The organism is Metabacillus niabensis (assembly GCF_902829255.1).
GTDB lineage: Bacteria > Bacillota > Bacilli > Bacillales > Bacillaceae > Metabacillus > Metabacillus niabensis.
In genome coordinates, this window is record NZ_CADEPK010000215.1 from 1 (window position 1) to 15426 (window position 15426).

17 protein-coding genes and 1 pseudogene are annotated in these 15426 nt (G+C 33.1%); 13 read left to right on the forward strand and 5 right to left on the reverse strand.

Annotated features, from left to right (window positions below; genetic code table 11):
- Window positions 1-529: 529 nt before the first annotated feature.
- Entirely contained in the window at window positions 530-895 is a 366-nt protein-coding gene (locus HU235_RS14070) for a CotD family spore coat protein (RefSeq protein ID WP_174880599.1), read from the forward strand.
- Between the two features lie 141 nt (window positions 896-1036).
- Here HU235_RS14070 and HU235_RS14075 read toward each other — a convergent pair whose 3' ends face one another.
- Window positions 1037-1225, reverse strand: a complete 189-nt coding sequence (locus HU235_RS14075; RefSeq protein ID WP_095302994.1) for a YkvS family protein — start codon at window positions 1223-1225, stop codon at window positions 1037-1039.
- 596 nt (window positions 1226-1821) lie between these two features.
- Here HU235_RS14075 and HU235_RS14080 point away from each other — a divergent pair.
- Window positions 1822-2679, forward strand: coding sequence for a patatin-like phospholipase family protein (locus HU235_RS14080; protein WP_174880600.1), 858 nt, complete (start codon window positions 1822-1824; stop codon window positions 2677-2679).
- A gap of 46 nt (window positions 2680-2725) precedes the next feature.
- Window positions 2726-2920 carry a hypothetical protein gene (locus HU235_RS14085; protein WP_095302995.1) on the forward strand — a complete coding sequence of 65 codons (195 nt, stop codon included), beginning with the start codon at window positions 2726-2728 and terminating at the stop codon, window positions 2918-2920.
- Window positions 2921-2970: 50 nt separating this feature from the next.
- Here HU235_RS14085 and HU235_RS14090 read toward each other — a convergent pair whose 3' ends face one another.
- Window positions 2971-3474: a sigma-70 family RNA polymerase sigma factor gene (locus HU235_RS14090; RefSeq protein WP_095302996.1), complete on the reverse strand. Its 504-nt coding sequence runs from the start codon at window positions 3472-3474 to the stop codon at window positions 2971-2973.
- A gap of 352 nt (window positions 3475-3826) precedes the next feature.
- On the opposite strand from HU235_RS14090, the gene HU235_RS14095 reads away from it, so the two are divergent.
- The 5 genes from HU235_RS14095 (at window position 3827) to HU235_RS14115 (ending at window position 9317) form a co-directional block, all read left to right on the forward strand.
- A complete protein-coding gene (locus HU235_RS14095; protein WP_170944496.1) occupies window positions 3827-4429 on the forward strand; it encodes a cell wall hydrolase in 603 nt (200 codons plus the stop codon).
- Between the two features lie 110 nt (window positions 4430-4539).
- The gene (locus HU235_RS14100) at window positions 4540-4995 is read left to right on the forward strand and encodes a VOC family protein (RefSeq protein WP_170944497.1); all 456 of its coding nucleotides are present in this window, start codon (window positions 4540-4542) and stop codon (window positions 4993-4995) included.
- A gap of 125 nt (window positions 4996-5120) precedes the next feature.
- Complete coding sequence (locus tag HU235_RS14105) at window positions 5121-6446, forward strand: polysaccharide biosynthesis protein (protein ID WP_095302998.1); 1326 nt, start codon at window positions 5121-5123, stop codon at window positions 6444-6446.
- Between the two features lie 158 nt (window positions 6447-6604).
- A complete protein-coding gene (locus tag HU235_RS14110) occupies window positions 6605-7105 on the forward strand; it encodes a peroxiredoxin family protein (protein ID WP_170944498.1) in 501 nt (166 codons plus the stop codon).
- Window positions 7106-7424: 319 nt separating this feature from the next.
- Entirely contained in the window at window positions 7425-9317 is a 1893-nt protein-coding gene (locus HU235_RS14115; RefSeq protein ID WP_095303003.1) for a heavy metal translocating P-type ATPase, read from the forward strand.
- Between the two features lie 83 nt (window positions 9318-9400).
- Here the strand turns inward: HU235_RS14115 and HU235_RS14120 are convergent, their stop codons facing one another.
- Window positions 9401-9613: a hypothetical protein gene (locus HU235_RS14120; RefSeq protein ID WP_095303544.1), complete on the reverse strand. Its 213-nt coding sequence runs from the start codon at window positions 9611-9613 to the stop codon at window positions 9401-9403.
- Window positions 9614-9887: 274 nt separating this feature from the next.
- Here HU235_RS14120 and HU235_RS14125 point away from each other — a divergent pair, with 274 nt between their 5' ends.
- The 4 genes and pseudogenes from HU235_RS14125 (at window position 9888) to HU235_RS14140 (ending at window position 13679) form a co-directional block, all read left to right on the forward strand.
- On the forward strand, window positions 9888-10991 hold the full coding sequence (locus tag HU235_RS14125) for a M24 family metallopeptidase (RefSeq protein ID WP_095303545.1): 1104 nt from the start codon (window positions 9888-9890) through the stop codon (window positions 10989-10991).
- A gap of 39 nt (window positions 10992-11030) precedes the next feature.
- Window positions 11031-11733 (forward strand): annotated as a pseudogene (locus HU235_RS25535) (thermonuclease family protein).
- Window positions 11734-11995: 262 nt separating this feature from the next.
- Entirely contained in the window at window positions 11996-12145 is a 150-nt protein-coding gene (gene rpmG / locus HU235_RS14135) for a 50S ribosomal protein L33 (protein ID WP_095303546.1), read from the forward strand.
- 184 nt (window positions 12146-12329) lie between these two features.
- Complete coding sequence (locus HU235_RS14140) at window positions 12330-13679, forward strand: MATE family efflux transporter (protein WP_233452229.1); 1350 nt, start codon at window positions 12330-12332, stop codon at window positions 13677-13679.
- Between the two features lie 495 nt (window positions 13680-14174).
- Here HU235_RS14140 and HU235_RS25650 read toward each other — a convergent pair whose 3' ends face one another.
- The gene (locus tag HU235_RS25650; RefSeq protein WP_095303547.1) at window positions 14175-14390 is read right to left on the reverse strand and encodes a WYL domain-containing protein; all 216 of its coding nucleotides are present in this window, start codon (window positions 14388-14390) and stop codon (window positions 14175-14177) included.
- Window positions 14391-14552: 162 nt separating this feature from the next.
- Between HU235_RS25650 and HU235_RS14145 the strand changes: the two genes are divergently transcribed.
- Entirely contained in the window at window positions 14553-14840 is a 288-nt protein-coding gene (locus tag HU235_RS14145; RefSeq protein WP_095303548.1) for a hypothetical protein, read from the forward strand.
- 25 nt (window positions 14841-14865) lie between these two features.
- Here the strand turns inward: HU235_RS14145 and HU235_RS14150 are convergent, their stop codons facing one another.
- Window positions 14866-15297 carry a hypothetical protein gene (locus HU235_RS14150; protein WP_141231482.1) on the reverse strand — a complete coding sequence of 144 codons (432 nt, stop codon included), beginning with the start codon at window positions 15295-15297 and terminating at the stop codon, window positions 14866-14868.
- Between the last annotated feature and the right edge of the window lie 129 nt (window positions 15298-15426).

Here is a 15426-nt window from a genome sequence, read left to right on the forward strand (position 1 = left end):
ATAAAATATATTCCTATTAAAATATTTTTACTATCAGGAAAAACTGTTTCATCAATATATATAAGCAAAAAAATCAATAAGCCAGGTACCAAGGCTGAGAGTATTTTTTTCAAATATAATCCTCCTTAAGTTAAGCGTATTTGATTAATTTTTACATTTTTTAGTTTAAATGTCAATTATTTCAATTTTTATTTTGGTTTCTTATATAAAAAAGACAATCTGTATTCATTTAATAACGTACAGATTGTTTTTTTATTTATATAATCTGGATAGCTATATGTATTTTTTAAAAGAAAGCTTTTATTGTAGTAGAATTTAAGTGAAATGATTCACCCATATAATCCGAAAATCGTCCGTCATAATGTGCTAAAGGAAAAATCGATTTTCATATTAAATTAAAATTTTTGTTTGTCATTTATTAATAGAGAATTAGCATATTTTCGCCTTGATAGATTTATGACTATATCAATCAATTTTATTATTAATAGTATGTTAGTGTAAGGAATTATGTGAAAAAGGAGAGATTTAAATGGGCCGTAGAAGTGTATATGGTAAAGGTAGAAGAGGGTATAATGGTAATAACGGCAATGTATTAGGCGCATTTGATGCTGAAGATAATAATAACAACGTCTTAGGTGCATTTGACAATGGTGATGATGATGTAGAAACTATTTTTGAACCGACAGAGAATATTGTAAATACTACAACAAATAGACGTACCGTTAGACGAGTGCATCCAACACATATTGAACATATAAATAGAAATATAGTTAGAGTTGAAAATTATTATCCAGTAACTCAATCTGAAGTTGAAGAAACATATGTTGAGGAATTCGATTGTGGAAGGGATTTACGAAATCCATGCTGTAAACCTGTAAAAAGAAGACACAAATAATCATTATTATTTGAATAAATGTTAGAGCAATAAAAAGGATTGCTATAGTCTAATAATAGAGGCTTATTTTGTTAACTTCATTAAAAAAGAAACCTAATATATGAAAAACGCGAAGATTATGTTCTTCGCGTTTTTCATATATTAAGAGAATGAATCTTTAATAATTTTGTAATTTTTGTGATTTACAACTGTGCGTCTATCAAGATCTAAATCGCTGAAATTTTCCATATATGTTAAGTCAACAATAACAGAATTTTCATTAACCTTTTCGACTACACCTGTTAAACCTTCTTTAAATTCGATGATACTACCTACTTTAGCGATTTTCATTGCCTCGCTCCTTTACATATTCTTATGAAGATTTTAGCTTAAAACCCTCTAAGTATTTGTCGGCGCCTTGAGCCATAGACATCATGAAGAAATAGATTCCTTCATTAGAACTATTTAACACTATTTTTTTAAGTAAGTAAAGCCTTTCATCTAAATGAACATAAAAAAATTACAAAAAGTGGAATGGATATGGGGATAAAGACGTTATTTAAGAAAATTATCGTGAAATCATGTTATATTTAAAAATAGTGATAATAAAGCAAGACGAATCTAAGTGATTTGTTATTTCCTAAATATTTGGTCTTTTTTCTAGAGATGGTTGTTTCTAATCAATTGGTTTATTGTTAATTTGAGCAAGATTGCGTAACTCTTGATAAAGTGAAGCGAGACAAAAACTCAATTGAAAGCAGCCATACATAAATATTGAAAAGATATAGAGTAAAAAACTAGTTACTTACTCTACTAAGAATGTAATGTTTGTTTTTCGAGGTACAAGCCTTGTGTGAAGAATGAGAGGAATAAAGGGCTTGTAACGATAAAGGCAAGGGTTTCTAAAGGGTATACGAGTGTAACTTATGTAAGGAGCGCGTTAATAGATGATTGAGAGAACTGGTTTAATATTAGAAGGCGGAGGTATGAGGGGAATTTATACTGCCGGTGTATTAGAATATTTTATGGAACAGGATTTTTATGCACCTTATGTTATTGGGGTGTCAGCAGGGGCTTGCTTTGGTGCATCGTATTTGTCGCGGCAAAAGGGAAGAAATCGAAAGGTTAATATTGACTATATTAAAGATCCAAACTACCTTTCATTGAGAAACTACATGAAGAAGCGACAATTGTTTGGAATGGACTTTATATTTGACGAAATACCAAATAAAATAGTGCCATTTAACTTTGAAGCTTTTAAGGATGCGAAAGAGGAGTTTGTCGTTGTAACTACAGATTGCCAAACAGGAACCCCCGTTTATTATAATAAAAAAGAGGATGGGGAAAATATCCTAACTCTTTTACGAGCTTCAAGCTCACTGCCATTTATTGCACCAATCGTACAGTATAATGGTAAAAGTCTGTTAGATGGTGGAATTGTTGATTCGATCCCTATTAAAAAAGCTGAACATGATGGCATTAATAAAAATATCGTTATTTTAACTAGATATGGGAACTACCGGAAGAAGAAATCAAATATTGGCTGGATATTAGAGAAAGCCTATAAAGATTATCCGAAGCTAATCAGTGCTATAGTAAGAAGATATGAAATGTATAATGAAACGTTAGACTATATTGAAGGGCAGGAAAGGAACGGTTCGGTTTTTGTCATAAGACCTAGTGTACCATTTAAGGTAGGGCGTATTGAAAAAAATCAGAAAAAGCTTGAGGGTTTGTATAAACTAGGGATGGAGGATGCAAAGAAGGAATTTACTCGTTTGGAAAAATGGTTGAAAAATAGCTAAACGACATTTAATGATAGATTTATAGCAATGTATAGGAGGAATAAAAATGGATGAACAGACAATTCATGAAATTTTAGATAAGCTGAAAAATGGAGAGCTTAATGAATTCCACGTAAGTAAGGAGCAGTTTTCAGCATTTCGTACTGTTCTTGTGAAGCGTGATGATTTTAAGCATTTTAGAGGCATTGCAAAACAGGGAGGAAGTGTACTTTTTCGATATTTACAAGAGCCAAGAAGCTAAATGTACTTCTTGGCTTTTGTTTTTAAGACCCCAAATGTCTCTACATGATTTTATTTTATTATTTCCTTTATTTGCTTGCTTCGCAGCTTCTTGAGAGCATCTCTTCGCCATGCTTTCACTGCTGCTATCGATGTAGACTCTTCTTTTGCAATTTCATTCGGTGCTTTTCCATAAAGACAATAACCCTTTAGCCATTTTAGTTGATTATTTGTTAACAATGGTGAAAGATTTTCGATAATGGAACGAGAGTACAGAACAGAAAAATCTTCAAGATAAGCTTCTTCGTAATCCACTATTTCCTTTACTAGATCGTGATTGTTCTTCTGTAATCCTTGTTTTGTCAGCTCTGTTTTCATTCGTCCGGCAATATACGAATACGCAAAGGAGGAAAACTTCCCTTTATTTTTATCAAATCGAAGTGCTGCCTCCCATAATGCTATACATCCGATCTGATAAAACTCTTGTTTGTTTTGATAAATATTTAGTCTTTTCATAACATGAAAAATCATTGGTTTAAACTTTTTTTCCAATTGTTCAAAATCTTTATCGAGCATGAATGGATTCCTAACAAAGAATGCATTCTTTTTTATTCCGCGGTACTTTGAGCATACCAATCTATGTTTTTCCAAGAAATGCAAGGAAACGGAAGGATATTAGTATTATCGACCTACATATGCTTGATAATTTACGGTGTTCTGAGCGAGATTTTCTATGCTTTCAGTGTGAAATCTCCTATATTTAGTCATTTTTGTCCGTTAGCTTCCTCATAAAATCATGGTAATCTTGCCAATAATTGTGGGATGTTTTACATGAATGAACCTGTTAGGCTTGTACTTGTAGCAAAAATAACAGACACAGTTGCTTACTCATTTCAAAACATTACGAACCTTAGGAGGTTACGAATCTATGAAAAAAACAATTTTAAAACTTGTTGCTGTTTCAACATTAGCTTTATCGCTAGTTGCGATTACAGCTCCACAATCAAAAGCTAGTGCTGCAACAACACATCAAGTAACAGCGGGAGATACGCTATGGTTAATTGGGAAGAAGCATGGAGTGCCAGTTAAAACGTTGATGTCAGTAAATAAGAAATCTTCACATTTATTATTAGTTGGAGAAAAATTAACGATTCCAGAAAGCTTATCTTCAGCAGATCGAGATTTATTAGCACGCCTTGTTCATGCAGAAGCTAAAGGTGAGCCATATGCAGGAAAGGTTGCAGTAGCAACTGTTGTGTTAAATCGAGTAGATAGTTCATTATTTCCGAATAATGTGAAGGATGTAATTTATCAAAATGTCCAAGGGGCTTATGCATTTACCCCAGTACAAAATGGGACGATTAATCAACCTGCAGATGCTGAAGCTAAGGAAGCTGTAAAAGAAGCATTAGCATATCGTGGTATGGGTCATAAATCTTTATATTTCTACAACCCTAAAACAGCGAAAAGTGATTGGATAAAAACACGCAAAGTAACTCTAACAATCGGTAATCATCGCTTTGCGAAATAAACTATTTAAAAAAGAGTTTGGGCTAAAATGTCCAAACTTTTTTTTATAAAGGATAAAGCTTTGATTTATCGAATTTAAAAGATATGAATTATATTTTAGGAGTTGATACTTTGAGTGAGCAACACGTACGAAATGTAAAAGGGAAATTTGGAAAAACGATTCAAGTTCGACTTGTTTCTGATTTAAAAATATCTAAAAATTATTATCGTGATGTATTAGGGTGTAGGGTTGATGATTGGGGACATGTGGAAAGGGATGGTATGATTCTTATTCTACAGCAAGCAAAAACTTCTCAAGATGTTAAACCGAATGCACCGGCAAAAAAGCGAAATGATTATCCAACTGAATGGGAAGGGCCAGACTTTGGTTGGGATACATTTATCCATGTTAACTGGAATGACTTAGATTTATTAGTAGAAGAGGTTCACTCTAAGGGTGGAAAGGTTGCTGTAGAACCTTATGTAGGTTCACATGGTGGTAAGGAATTTAAAAATGCTGCTTTCGAAGATCCGGATGGCTACATGATTGTATTGGGTGCGATGCGTGATATTAGTTTTTACGAATAGTTATAAGCTGGATAAATATTTTGGATAGAATATTACTCCTTCATACTAGAATTTTAATACTATTTAGATGTCTTGTCTCATAAAGATTAAATAAGGACTAGTTTATTATGAGGGGACATTTCATCATGAATTCATTTGTACGAGGGACATTGCTTCTTGTTATTGCTGCTTTTTTCGGAGAATGCCTAGAGTTTTTTGTTAATATGATTTTAGCAAGAGAACTAGGTGAGGTAGGTATGGGGTTATATATGTCGATCCTTCCGATCATATTTTTAATTGTTACGATTGCAAGCTTGGAACTACCGATTTCCATCTCGAAATTTATTGCTGAGAAAAAAAGAGAGACCCATTTTCATATGTTGAAGCATACGTTGTTTATTACAATTTGCTTTACAGCTGTTTTTATTGCTGTCACAATGATTTTCCTTCCATATATTCCAGTGTTTAATGGATATCATCCGTACGTAAAATGGTTAGTGATTATCCTCATCCCAATCGTTTCTTTCTCGTCAATTGCAAGAGGATATTTTATGGGAATTCAACATATGGGGAAAATTGCTTTAACAAACTTTGTCAAAAAGGTTGCCCAATTATTCCTGTTGTTATGGGTTTATCAATCATTTCAATTTGATTTGCAAATGGCGCTTTTTATTGCATTAGCAACGCTTGTCGCTAGTGAACTCTTAGTTTGTACATATTTAGTAGCTGTTTATTTTATTCATTTTCATATGCTTGGTAAGGGACCGAAGCAGTTTCTTGATGGGAAAGTAGTGAGAAAGGCGTTACTTTCAGTGTCACTTCCAACTACAGGATTACGACTTTTTCACTCTTTAACACATGCTATCCAGCCTTTCTTAGTGAAGGCAGCATTAATAGGTGCGGGCTTTTCAAGTGTAATGGCAACAGAGCATTACGGTATGTTAGCAGGGGTAGCAATGTCAATAGGGTTTTTTCCAGCATTTATTGGACATTCATTGATGACCATGCTTATACCGAACGTATCAGAAGCTTTTGCTGAGAGGGATCAATATCGCTTAGTACGACTTCTCAAACAAGCGTTAATGATCACGTTTTTATACGGGACAATTAGTATTATTGCCATGTATCTATTTGCAGAGCCGTTAACACATTTATTCTTCCACTCAACATCAGCAGCCAACTACTTGAAGCTGTTATGGCCATACTTTTTATTCCATTTTTTCATAATTCCAATGCAAGCATATTTAATAGGGTTAGGCTTAGTAAAGGATGCCTTATTTCATAATATTTGGTCACATCTCATCTCGTTTGCAATGATGTTTTTATTAGGTTCAATTGATTTTTTAAATATGGAGGGCATTATTATTGGGATGAATATGGGAGCTGTCCTTTTAATGCTTATGCATTATGTAACCATTTGTAAACGATTAGGAATCAGTGTTTATTTTATGGTAACAAGATTATCTTATTAATAGAAGAATGAGGCAAGGGTTAGACCCTTCAAACAGAACTTATAGGATTTCCTATATTCTTGTTTGAAAGGGTCAGACCCTTTTTTTATTGTTTCTGAATGTTTCAATCTATTATACAAAAGATAAGGATATTAAAAAATGTGGAGGGGTACATAAACATGAGGAAAGAGCATTGCAACAAATTATTAATCGTTGGTTTATTAATCATTACTTGTTGCCTAACAACTGAAGCTTATGCAAATAATTCGGTTGGAGAAAAAGCATCCGAATTTACAATAATGACGGTAGGAGGGGAACAGATTAAGCTATCCAATTATAAAGGAAAGGTAATGGTGCTTAACTTTTGGACAACATGGTGTACATATTGCCAAGAGGAGATGCAGGAGCTAATTGATTTTACTAACGAGGTGAAGTCGTTAGATATAAATGTGATCGCGATTAATGTCACAAATACTGAAAGAAGTAAAAAAGCTGTTGAACAGTTTGTCAATAGCATTGAAATACCATTTGAAATTGGATTAGATGAAGATGGTGAAATAACAAAGGATTATCGCGTCATAGGGATTCCGACAACGTTTATTATAGATAAGGGTGGGAGAGTGAAGAAGATATTATATGGACCGATAACAAAGGAATTATTAATGAAGGAAATCAAGTGAATTTTTCATATTTATTGATAGGTTATAAGGTAGTTTATTTTTTTGAACTCTGACATGTGCGTTGCGAAAGGGATTATCCTGAAGAACTTTCTAATTGAGAATAAAAATCTTTATTATTTATAATTATTATTATTTAGTAATTATAATAATTATCTCTTGAAAGTATTCTTATATTTGTTATAATGGGTAATATACTAAGGAAATAACGAATTTATAAGGATTTATTCAGAAGAGAAGCAATGATGATGATGAATCTTATTCTCAATTAGAAGGAGTGAGGAATTTGCAATTAAATAGTGCAGAGCAATTAGCGAATCCAATTCATGAACATAAAAGTCGATTAAATAATAGGTGGGTAGAACATATAGAGCTTATTAATGCGATAATCGCTGGTATTCTTATTGCCATTGGATGGGTTATAGATGCAAATGGAAATAATGGTTTAGCAATTCCGTTTTTTATCCTTGCATTTATTATTGGAGGCTATGCAAAGGCAAAAGAGGGCATTGAAGAAACTATTGCCGAGAAGACTTTAAATGTCGAATTACTAATGGTTTTCGCTGCAATTGGATCAGCGATTATTGGCTATTGGACAGAAGGAGCCGTTCTCATTTTTATTTTTGCTTTAAGTGGTGCACTTGAAACATATACGATGAATAAAAGCCAAAGGGAAATTTCATCGTTAATGAGTATGCAGCCTGAAGAAGCGTTACTAATAGAAAACGGTCATGAACGTCGGGTGCATGTTTCCGCATTACATGTAGGAGATATGATTTTAGTAAAGCCTGGAGAGCGGATTCCAACAGATGGTATTATTATGTCTGGAAAAACGAATATTGATCAATCAGCAATTACTGGTGAATCAATGCCGGTTGAAAAAGCAATGCATGATGAAGTCTATGCTGGGACAGTAAATGGCAATGGTTCAATAACAGTAACTGTATCGAAAAAAAGTACGGAAACTATGTTCCAAAAAATTATTGACCTTGTACAATCAGCACAATCTGAAAAATCACCATCACAGCAATTTATAGAAAAATTTGAAGGTACTTATGTAAAAGGAGTTTTAGCACTTGTCGCGATTATGATGGTACTGCCTCATTTTGTTCTTGGCTGGAGTTGGCATGAAACGATTTATCGGGCTCTTGTATTAATGGTTGTTGCTTCACCTTGTGCTCTTGTTGCATCAATTATGCCTGCTACATTATCTGCTATATCAAATGGAGCTAAAAATGGTTTATTATTCAAAGGTGGTGTACATTTAGAGCAATTAAGCAAAACAAAGGTTGTCGTATTTGATAAAACTGGTACGCTTACAAAGGGCGAGCCAACTGTGACAGATATTATTATTTCAGAAGCTGTAGATAAGCAGGAATTTAACGAGGCTGTTTTAACAATTGAGAATCAATCAAACCATCCGTTAGCAAAAGCGATTGTTGCAAAGCTGCAAGATAATACAAATGGGCAAAAAGTGAATCTTGCTTCGGTTGATGAAAAATCGGGATATGGTGTAAGTGCTGAATTAAACGGTAAGCAATGGAAAATCGGAAAGGCTGATTTTGTCGGTCGGGAAGATGCAAACCATTATCATGATGGAATAAGTGAAAAGCTATCAAGTGAAGGAAAAACAATTGTATATGTTGTGTGTGATGATGAGATTGTCGGTTTGTTAGCCTTAAAAGATGTTGTACGAGAGGAAGCAAAACGAGCGATCCAAACATTGAAAGAAAACGGAATAAAAACAGTCATGCTTACAGGTGATAGTCGGGATACTGCTGAGGCAATTGCGAAGGAACTACAGTTAGATGAGTTTAAAGGTGAATGTCTTCCTTCTGATAAGGTAACAGAATTGAAGATTTTACAGGAAAAGTATGGAACAGTCACAATGATTGGTGATGGAATTAATGATGCCCCAGCGCTAGCAACATCAGATGTTGGTATTGCAATGGGTGAGGGAACCGATGTTGCACTTGAAACTGCTGATATTGTCTTAATGAAAAATGAACTTTCAAAGTTAACTAAAGCAGTAAGCTTATCGAAAAAAATGAATCGAATTGTTAAACAAAATATTGTCTTTTCTATGGCAGTAATTGCTCTTTTAATTTGTTCTAACTTTATTCAAGTATTAGATCTCCCATTAGGAGTAATTGGCCATGAAGGTAGTACAATTCTTGTTATATTAAATGGATTACGGTTATTAAGAGGGGAATAAATGGGACCGGTTAGTTTTATAAATAGCGTTTTTGCAATAAAAAAGAGGATGACGTAGGTTTGTCGTCCTCTTTATTTTTACATTTAATGAGATTCAGTTGTTGAAGTAACAGCATCATCTTCGTCTGGTCTTTTGCTAACAATAATGTATGATGTGACTAAGCAACAAAAACCAATCGTCCAACCAAATACTGTACTATAATAATAGAAATCAATCAGTAGCATGCCGATTATTGGAGCAAGCAAAGCAATAATACATAAAATTGGAACGACATGACGTTTAATTCTTCGAAGCACGTAAAACACTCCTTCAATGAAGAAAGATAGAAACATAATCAGGAATGAATTATGTAAATTTAGTTTGATAGTAAATAGTATACAAGAAAAAAGTTATTTTGAGTACCTTTGTAGTGTTAAATAGTTGATACAATTGACATGAATTTGTCGAATTTGTGAAAAAACCATAAAAGTGATAAATTCGACTTTTATTTATCAGAATGAGCTGTTTATTTCTGTAGCTTGAAATAGAATATGTTATCATTATAGTAAGATAATTTGGAGGTTGTTAATAATGAAAGAACGTCAACAGAAACTAATTAATTGGATGGTTAATAATGATATTGACATTTGCTTTATTCAATCAAAGGATAATATTTTTTACTTATCTAACATGTATTCAGAACCACATGAAAGGCTAAACGGGTTATTCTTTTTTAAATCAAGTGAGCCATTTCTAATTTGTCCACAAATGGAAGTGGATCAAGTAAAAGAAGCTGGATGGGAAAGTGATATCGTTGGATATAGGGATCACGAAAATCCTTGGAATTTAATTAAGGCTGAATTTGAACGCAGAAATTTGACATCAATAAATAAGCTTGCAATAGAGAAAGAAGTTACGAACTACTATCGCGTGGAACAGTTACAAAATATTATAAAGGATCAAGTTGAAATTATTGCTGTTGATTCGATAATGAATGAGCATCGAGTTATAAAGGACGAAAGAGAAATTAACATTTTAAAACAAGCTGCAGAGTTAGCTGACTATGGTGTGGAAGTAGGTGTATCTGCTCTTAAAGAAGGAATAACTGAATTAGAGGTACTTGCAAAGATCGAATATGAATTGAAGAAGAAGGGGATTAGAGAAATGTCCTTTTCAACAATGGTTTTATTCGGGAAAAACTCAGGACTGGCACACGGAAATCCTGGGTTAAATAAGTTGCAAAAAGGCGATATTGTTCTATTTGATCTTGGTGTAGTTCTAGATGGTTATTGCTCAGATATTACTCGTACTGTTATGTATCAATCGTATAATGAGCAACAAAAGGATATATATGATACGGTTTTAAAAGCTCAATTATTTGCTTTAAATGAAAGTAAGATTGGAACTCGAATTGGTGACTTAGACAAACTTGCAAGAGGTATCATTGCTGAGGCTGGATATGGAGACTATTTTCCTCATCGACTAGGACATGGTCTAGGGATAAGTGTTCATGAATATCCTTCAATGAATATGACGAATAACGGTCTCATTAAAGAAGGAATGGTATATACAATTGAACCAGGAATCTATATTCCTGAAATTGGAGGAGTCAGAATTGAGGATGATGTCTTAATTACAAAGGATGGACATCAGACATTAACAAACTATTCGAAAGAGTTCACAGTTATAAAATAATTGGGAAATAGATAAGAAGGAAACGGTTTGGGAAAAGGTATGAAAAAAGCGTTAGCATGTGTTATCCTTTTGTTTTTCTTAGCAGGATGCACATTTGGCCAACCGACAAATGGATTTATTGACGCAGAGGTTATAAAGGTAATCGACGGCGATACGATTAAGGTTCGCGTGAATGGGAAAGAAGAAACGGTTCGTTTGCTTTTGATTGATACTCCTGAAACTGTTCATCCGACAAAACCTGTTCAACCTTTTGGTGTGGAGGCAAGTAATTTTACGAAAGAAAAATTAACCGGCAAAGATGTACAATTAGAAATGGATGTTGGTGAACGAGTAAGTACGGTAGAGTGTTAGCGTATGTTTATATTGATAATACAATGGTAAACGAACAATTATTAGAAAAGGGATTAGCAAGAGTAGCATATGTATATGAGCCAAATACAAAATATGTAGATGAATTTTATGAGATCCAAAAAAATGCTATGGAACAGGAAATAGGAATTTGGAGCATTGAGAATTATGCAACAGAAGATGGTTTTGTGGAAGAAGCTGTTGGAGCAGAAAAAAAGCAGCATTTGAAAAAAACAATCAAGCATGCAAAATAAAAGGAAATATTAATTCAGCTGGAGAAAAAATATACCATACTGAAAGCTCTCCATCTTATAAAATTACTAAGCCAGAGGAAATGTTTTGTTCTGAGAAAGAGGCAATTGCAGCAGGTTACCGTCCTGTAAAAGATAAATGATAAAATAAGGTTAACCATGAAATATGAGTATGGTTAGCCTTTTTTATTTATATTTAGATTTTGACTTTACATGAATAAGAGAAATGTGGTTAAATTATATTCGCATACAAATCGTAAAGGTTTCGATTTATGTTTTTGTGAAAATTGGATATAAATCTAAGATAATGATGTTAAGATATGCCAAAAGGTGAATTTATTAATCATGAATAGCTTTACGATAAGTTGAAAATCGTAATAATTTTGATTTAGGGGTGTTTTAGAATTGAGAGTGAAAATAACTTTGCAATGTACAGAAACCGGTGACAAAAATTATATAACAACGAAGAATAAACGGACACATCCAGAAAGATTAGAATTGAAAAAGTATTCTCCGAGGTTAAAAAGAATGACAATCCATCGCGAAACAAAATAAGTATATTTTAGGCTAAATCGATTAACGATTTGTATGTAGGAATATATCTAGTACATTTAATACATATGCTAAGTGGTTTTCCTAGCTTACTAAGGGATAATGACGATTGTTTATATCTTTGTAGCTTAAATAAAGATAAAGCTTTAATACAAAACGTTATATTAAGGTTTTAAGTAGGTGTTATATGGGATCATCGCAACGAGTAGATAGGCAATTAAATAAAGATGAACGAATTAGTAATAAGCACTATCTTATTCTCGCTATACCACTAATTATCGCTGGTATCTCAACTCCGATATTAGGTGCTGTTGATACGGCAGTTGTTGGGAGATTACCGAACCCTACAGCTATTGGTGGAGTAGCAATTGGAGTGTTAATTTTTAATACGATATATTGGCTTTTTGGATTTCTTCGCGTTAGTACAACAGGATTTACTTCACAAGCACTTGGTGCCCACGATGAAAACGAGACAATGCTGTCACTTTTTCGACCAATGATGATTGCTTTTATTCTTGGTATTATTTTTATCCTTGCACAAAATATTATCTTTGATTTAGCAATTTTATTACTTGAACCAACTAATAATGTGACTAGACTAGCAGAATCATATTTCTCTATTCGAATCTGGGGATCTCCCTTTACGTTGTTAAATTATGTAATTGTTGGTTGGCTTATGGGTTTGGGGAAAGTTCAATTATCATTAATTATCCAAGTTGTTATGAATGTTATGAATATCATTCTTGATCTGTTATTTGTTTTTTATTATGGATTAGGTGTTAGTGGTGTAGCATATGCAACATTGATTTCTGAAGTTTTTGCCTTTTTACTAGGTGGATGGTTTATTTTCCAAGGTAATAAAACAATCTTCAAAAAAATTAAACCTACATCCGTTATTAGTACATCACAATTTAAGGCAATGTTTATCGTCAATCGAGATCTGTTTTTGCGGACAGCTTGTTTACTTATGATGACCTGCACATTTACTGCTGTTGGATCTCGGCTAGGAGAGGTAGCTCTAGCATGTAATGCAATCCTATTGCAATTGCATTATATTTTGGCATATTTTTTTGGTGGTTTTTCTAATGCTTCAAGCATATTAATTGGTAAAGCAATCGGTGCTAATAATAAATCTCAATTTAAACAAGCGATAAGATTATCAGCAAAATGGGGATTTTTAACTGCAATTTGTCTATCCATGCTAGTCTATCTATTTGGTGACTTCATCGTTTCGATATTTACATCTATAAACGAAGTGAAAGAAATGACTCTTCAATATTTAGGCTGGATTGTTATTTTTCCACTTGTAGGATTCTGGGGATTACATTTAGAAGGAATATTTTCGGGTGCAACAGAGGCGAAAGATATTCGGAACACAATTGGAATTGCATTGCTCATTTTTCTTATCATCATTTGGGTAGCACTGCCAGTTTATTATAATAACGGTTTATGGCTTGCATTCATCATGTTTTGTTTTGCAAGGTCTTTCTTTTTATCATTATGTTTACCATCTCTTGAGAGAAGAGTGTTTAACTAGTCAAATTCAAGGGATCATTGCGAAGAGGCTGCCTCAAAACCAATGGTTCAGACCCCTCAAACACAGAATATAGACTAATGATGAGGATAGTTTACTATATATCAGTGTTTGTTGGAGGGGTCAGACTCTTTTGAGTCACTCTCACTTCCTAGTTGAACAATTACAAGAATGACATTTATTGTACATCCTAATAATTGTATATTTCAACTATGTAATCAATATCTTTGATAGCTATCATATATTTGACGCATATGATATAAGCCCTACCTCTCTTATATCGTTACGGCTCCGAGGCCGCTCCACAGACAATTTAGCGTCACGTTAGGATATTCATCTTTTCATAGCGCGCTACTTATGTATTACCCCGTTTGAAATTGGTAAAACATTAAGACAATCTTTGAAACTAAATATAAGATAATTAACTTTTTGCGAAGAAATAAACATATATTGTAGTATTTGAAATTTAGAGCCAACGGAATTTTAGAAGAAATTATTTTATGATACCCTCTTATTTGTAGACCTCGAAGCAGACAAAATTTGCGACAAAGAAAAAACTCTTATTTGCTTGCGTGAAAAGCAATATGCAACTAGATGCTCATTGTCAATGCTTTTTACAAGAATTTTTCTTTGTGAAAACTGTCCTTGTCGTGATAAATATATAATTTCAATAGGCTTTTGCTCGATGTAACTATATTTTATACATTGCTCCATGATGAACACCTCGTTATTGTTCTGTTGGTAATATTATATACGAACATACATTCGTATTCAAGAAAAAAGAACGTACGATCGGTAAAAAGTTTGCCATATTTTTCTTTTTTTATTCATAGAATGATGGGAGGGATTAATTTTTTTTAGGAAAGGGGAAAGACGATGACAGCTACTGATAGCATGAAACTGATTCAAGAAATCGTAGATGATATTATTCGCTTGTCGGTAATGGACAAAGGGGATAGACAAATGAATGAGCATGAAAAAGCAATTGAATTACTTGCAAGAGCTTTGTATGATTTTACCGTCTTTCATCAACCACCTTATCCACCTAACGAAGAAGCATTAAAGGGAACAATTGCTAAAGTGAAAATTGCTTATAATACAATTGAACGAACAAAGAAAACAAATATTAGGATGACAAGGTTAAATGTAAACACTTCAAAATAAAAAGACGGTAGAAAAACCGTCTTTTTTATTCATTTAACTTAAATTTTTTCTTAAGGACAGGTAACTTATACTCGATGTCAAAAAATAACGGGACATTTTCATCATTGTATAAAATAATACGGTCTTGCTTCATCGTAGGTCCACTTACAATTAAGACCTCACTAATAATATCGTTAAACCACTTGTTTTCAACTTTAACTGATTTTGTTAATGGAATTTTAATTAAGTATCCTTCTTGTGGGATAGGTGATGCTTGAACTGTCACTCTTTTAATCGACTTTATTGCTTTTATCACCTCATCGTCCATCTCCACTGATGTTTCAGCTTCTTTTATAACCGAATTAGATTTTATATCTAATACTTTAATCATTGAAGCTGCTTCTGTTCGTTCGTAAGGGATGAAAATAGAAAAGAAAATAATGTAAATAGCCAATAACTTTAAAGTAAGCTTCATCATATATCACCTCATTTTTAATATCTCATTAATTTAATTAATTACATATGAAATATTTAGAAACTAAAAATTTTTCTACATTAAACGACAAATTTATTGACGTTGATTGTTAACTCTTGTACGATATGAAGG

What these genes read in the sequence shown, in the direction of transcription:
- HU235_RS14070 (WP_174880599.1), top strand. Translation starts at nt 530, where the DNA reads ATGGGCCGTAGAAGTGTATATGGTAAAGGTAGAAGAGGGTATAATGGT.
- HU235_RS14075 (WP_095302994.1), bottom strand. Translation starts at nt 1,225, where the DNA reads ATGAAAATCGCTAAAGTAGGTAGTATCATCGAATTTAAAGAAGGTTTA.
- HU235_RS14080 (WP_174880600.1), top strand. Translation starts at nt 1,822, where the DNA reads ATGATTGAGAGAACTGGTTTAATATTAGAAGGCGGAGGTATGAGGGGA.
- HU235_RS14085 (WP_095302995.1), top strand. Translation starts at nt 2,726, where the DNA reads ATGGATGAACAGACAATTCATGAAATTTTAGATAAGCTGAAAAATGGA.
- HU235_RS14090 (WP_095302996.1), bottom strand. Translation starts at nt 3,474, where the DNA reads ATGCTCGATAAAGATTTTGAACAATTGGAAAAAAAGTTTAAACCAATG.
- HU235_RS14095 (WP_170944496.1), top strand. Translation starts at nt 3,827, where the DNA reads ATGAAAAAAACAATTTTAAAACTTGTTGCTGTTTCAACATTAGCTTTA.
- HU235_RS14105 (WP_095302998.1), top strand. Translation starts at nt 5,121, where the DNA reads ATGAATTCATTTGTACGAGGGACATTGCTTCTTGTTATTGCTGCTTTT.
- HU235_RS14110 (WP_170944498.1), top strand. Translation starts at nt 6,605, where the DNA reads ATGAGGAAAGAGCATTGCAACAAATTATTAATCGTTGGTTTATTAATC.
- HU235_RS14125 (WP_095303545.1), top strand. Translation starts at nt 9,888, where the DNA reads ATGAAAGAACGTCAACAGAAACTAATTAATTGGATGGTTAATAATGAT.
- HU235_RS14140 (WP_233452229.1), top strand. Translation starts at nt 12,330, where the DNA reads ATGGGATCATCGCAACGAGTAGATAGGCAATTAAATAAAGATGAACGA.
- HU235_RS25650 (WP_095303547.1), bottom strand. Translation starts at nt 14,390, where the DNA reads ATGGAGCAATGTATAAAATATAGTTACATCGAGCAAAAGCCTATTGAA.
- HU235_RS14145 (WP_095303548.1), top strand. Translation starts at nt 14,553, where the DNA reads ATGACAGCTACTGATAGCATGAAACTGATTCAAGAAATCGTAGATGAT.
- HU235_RS14150 (WP_141231482.1), bottom strand. Translation starts at nt 15,297, where the DNA reads ATGATGAAGCTTACTTTAAAGTTATTGGCTATTTACATTATTTTCTTT.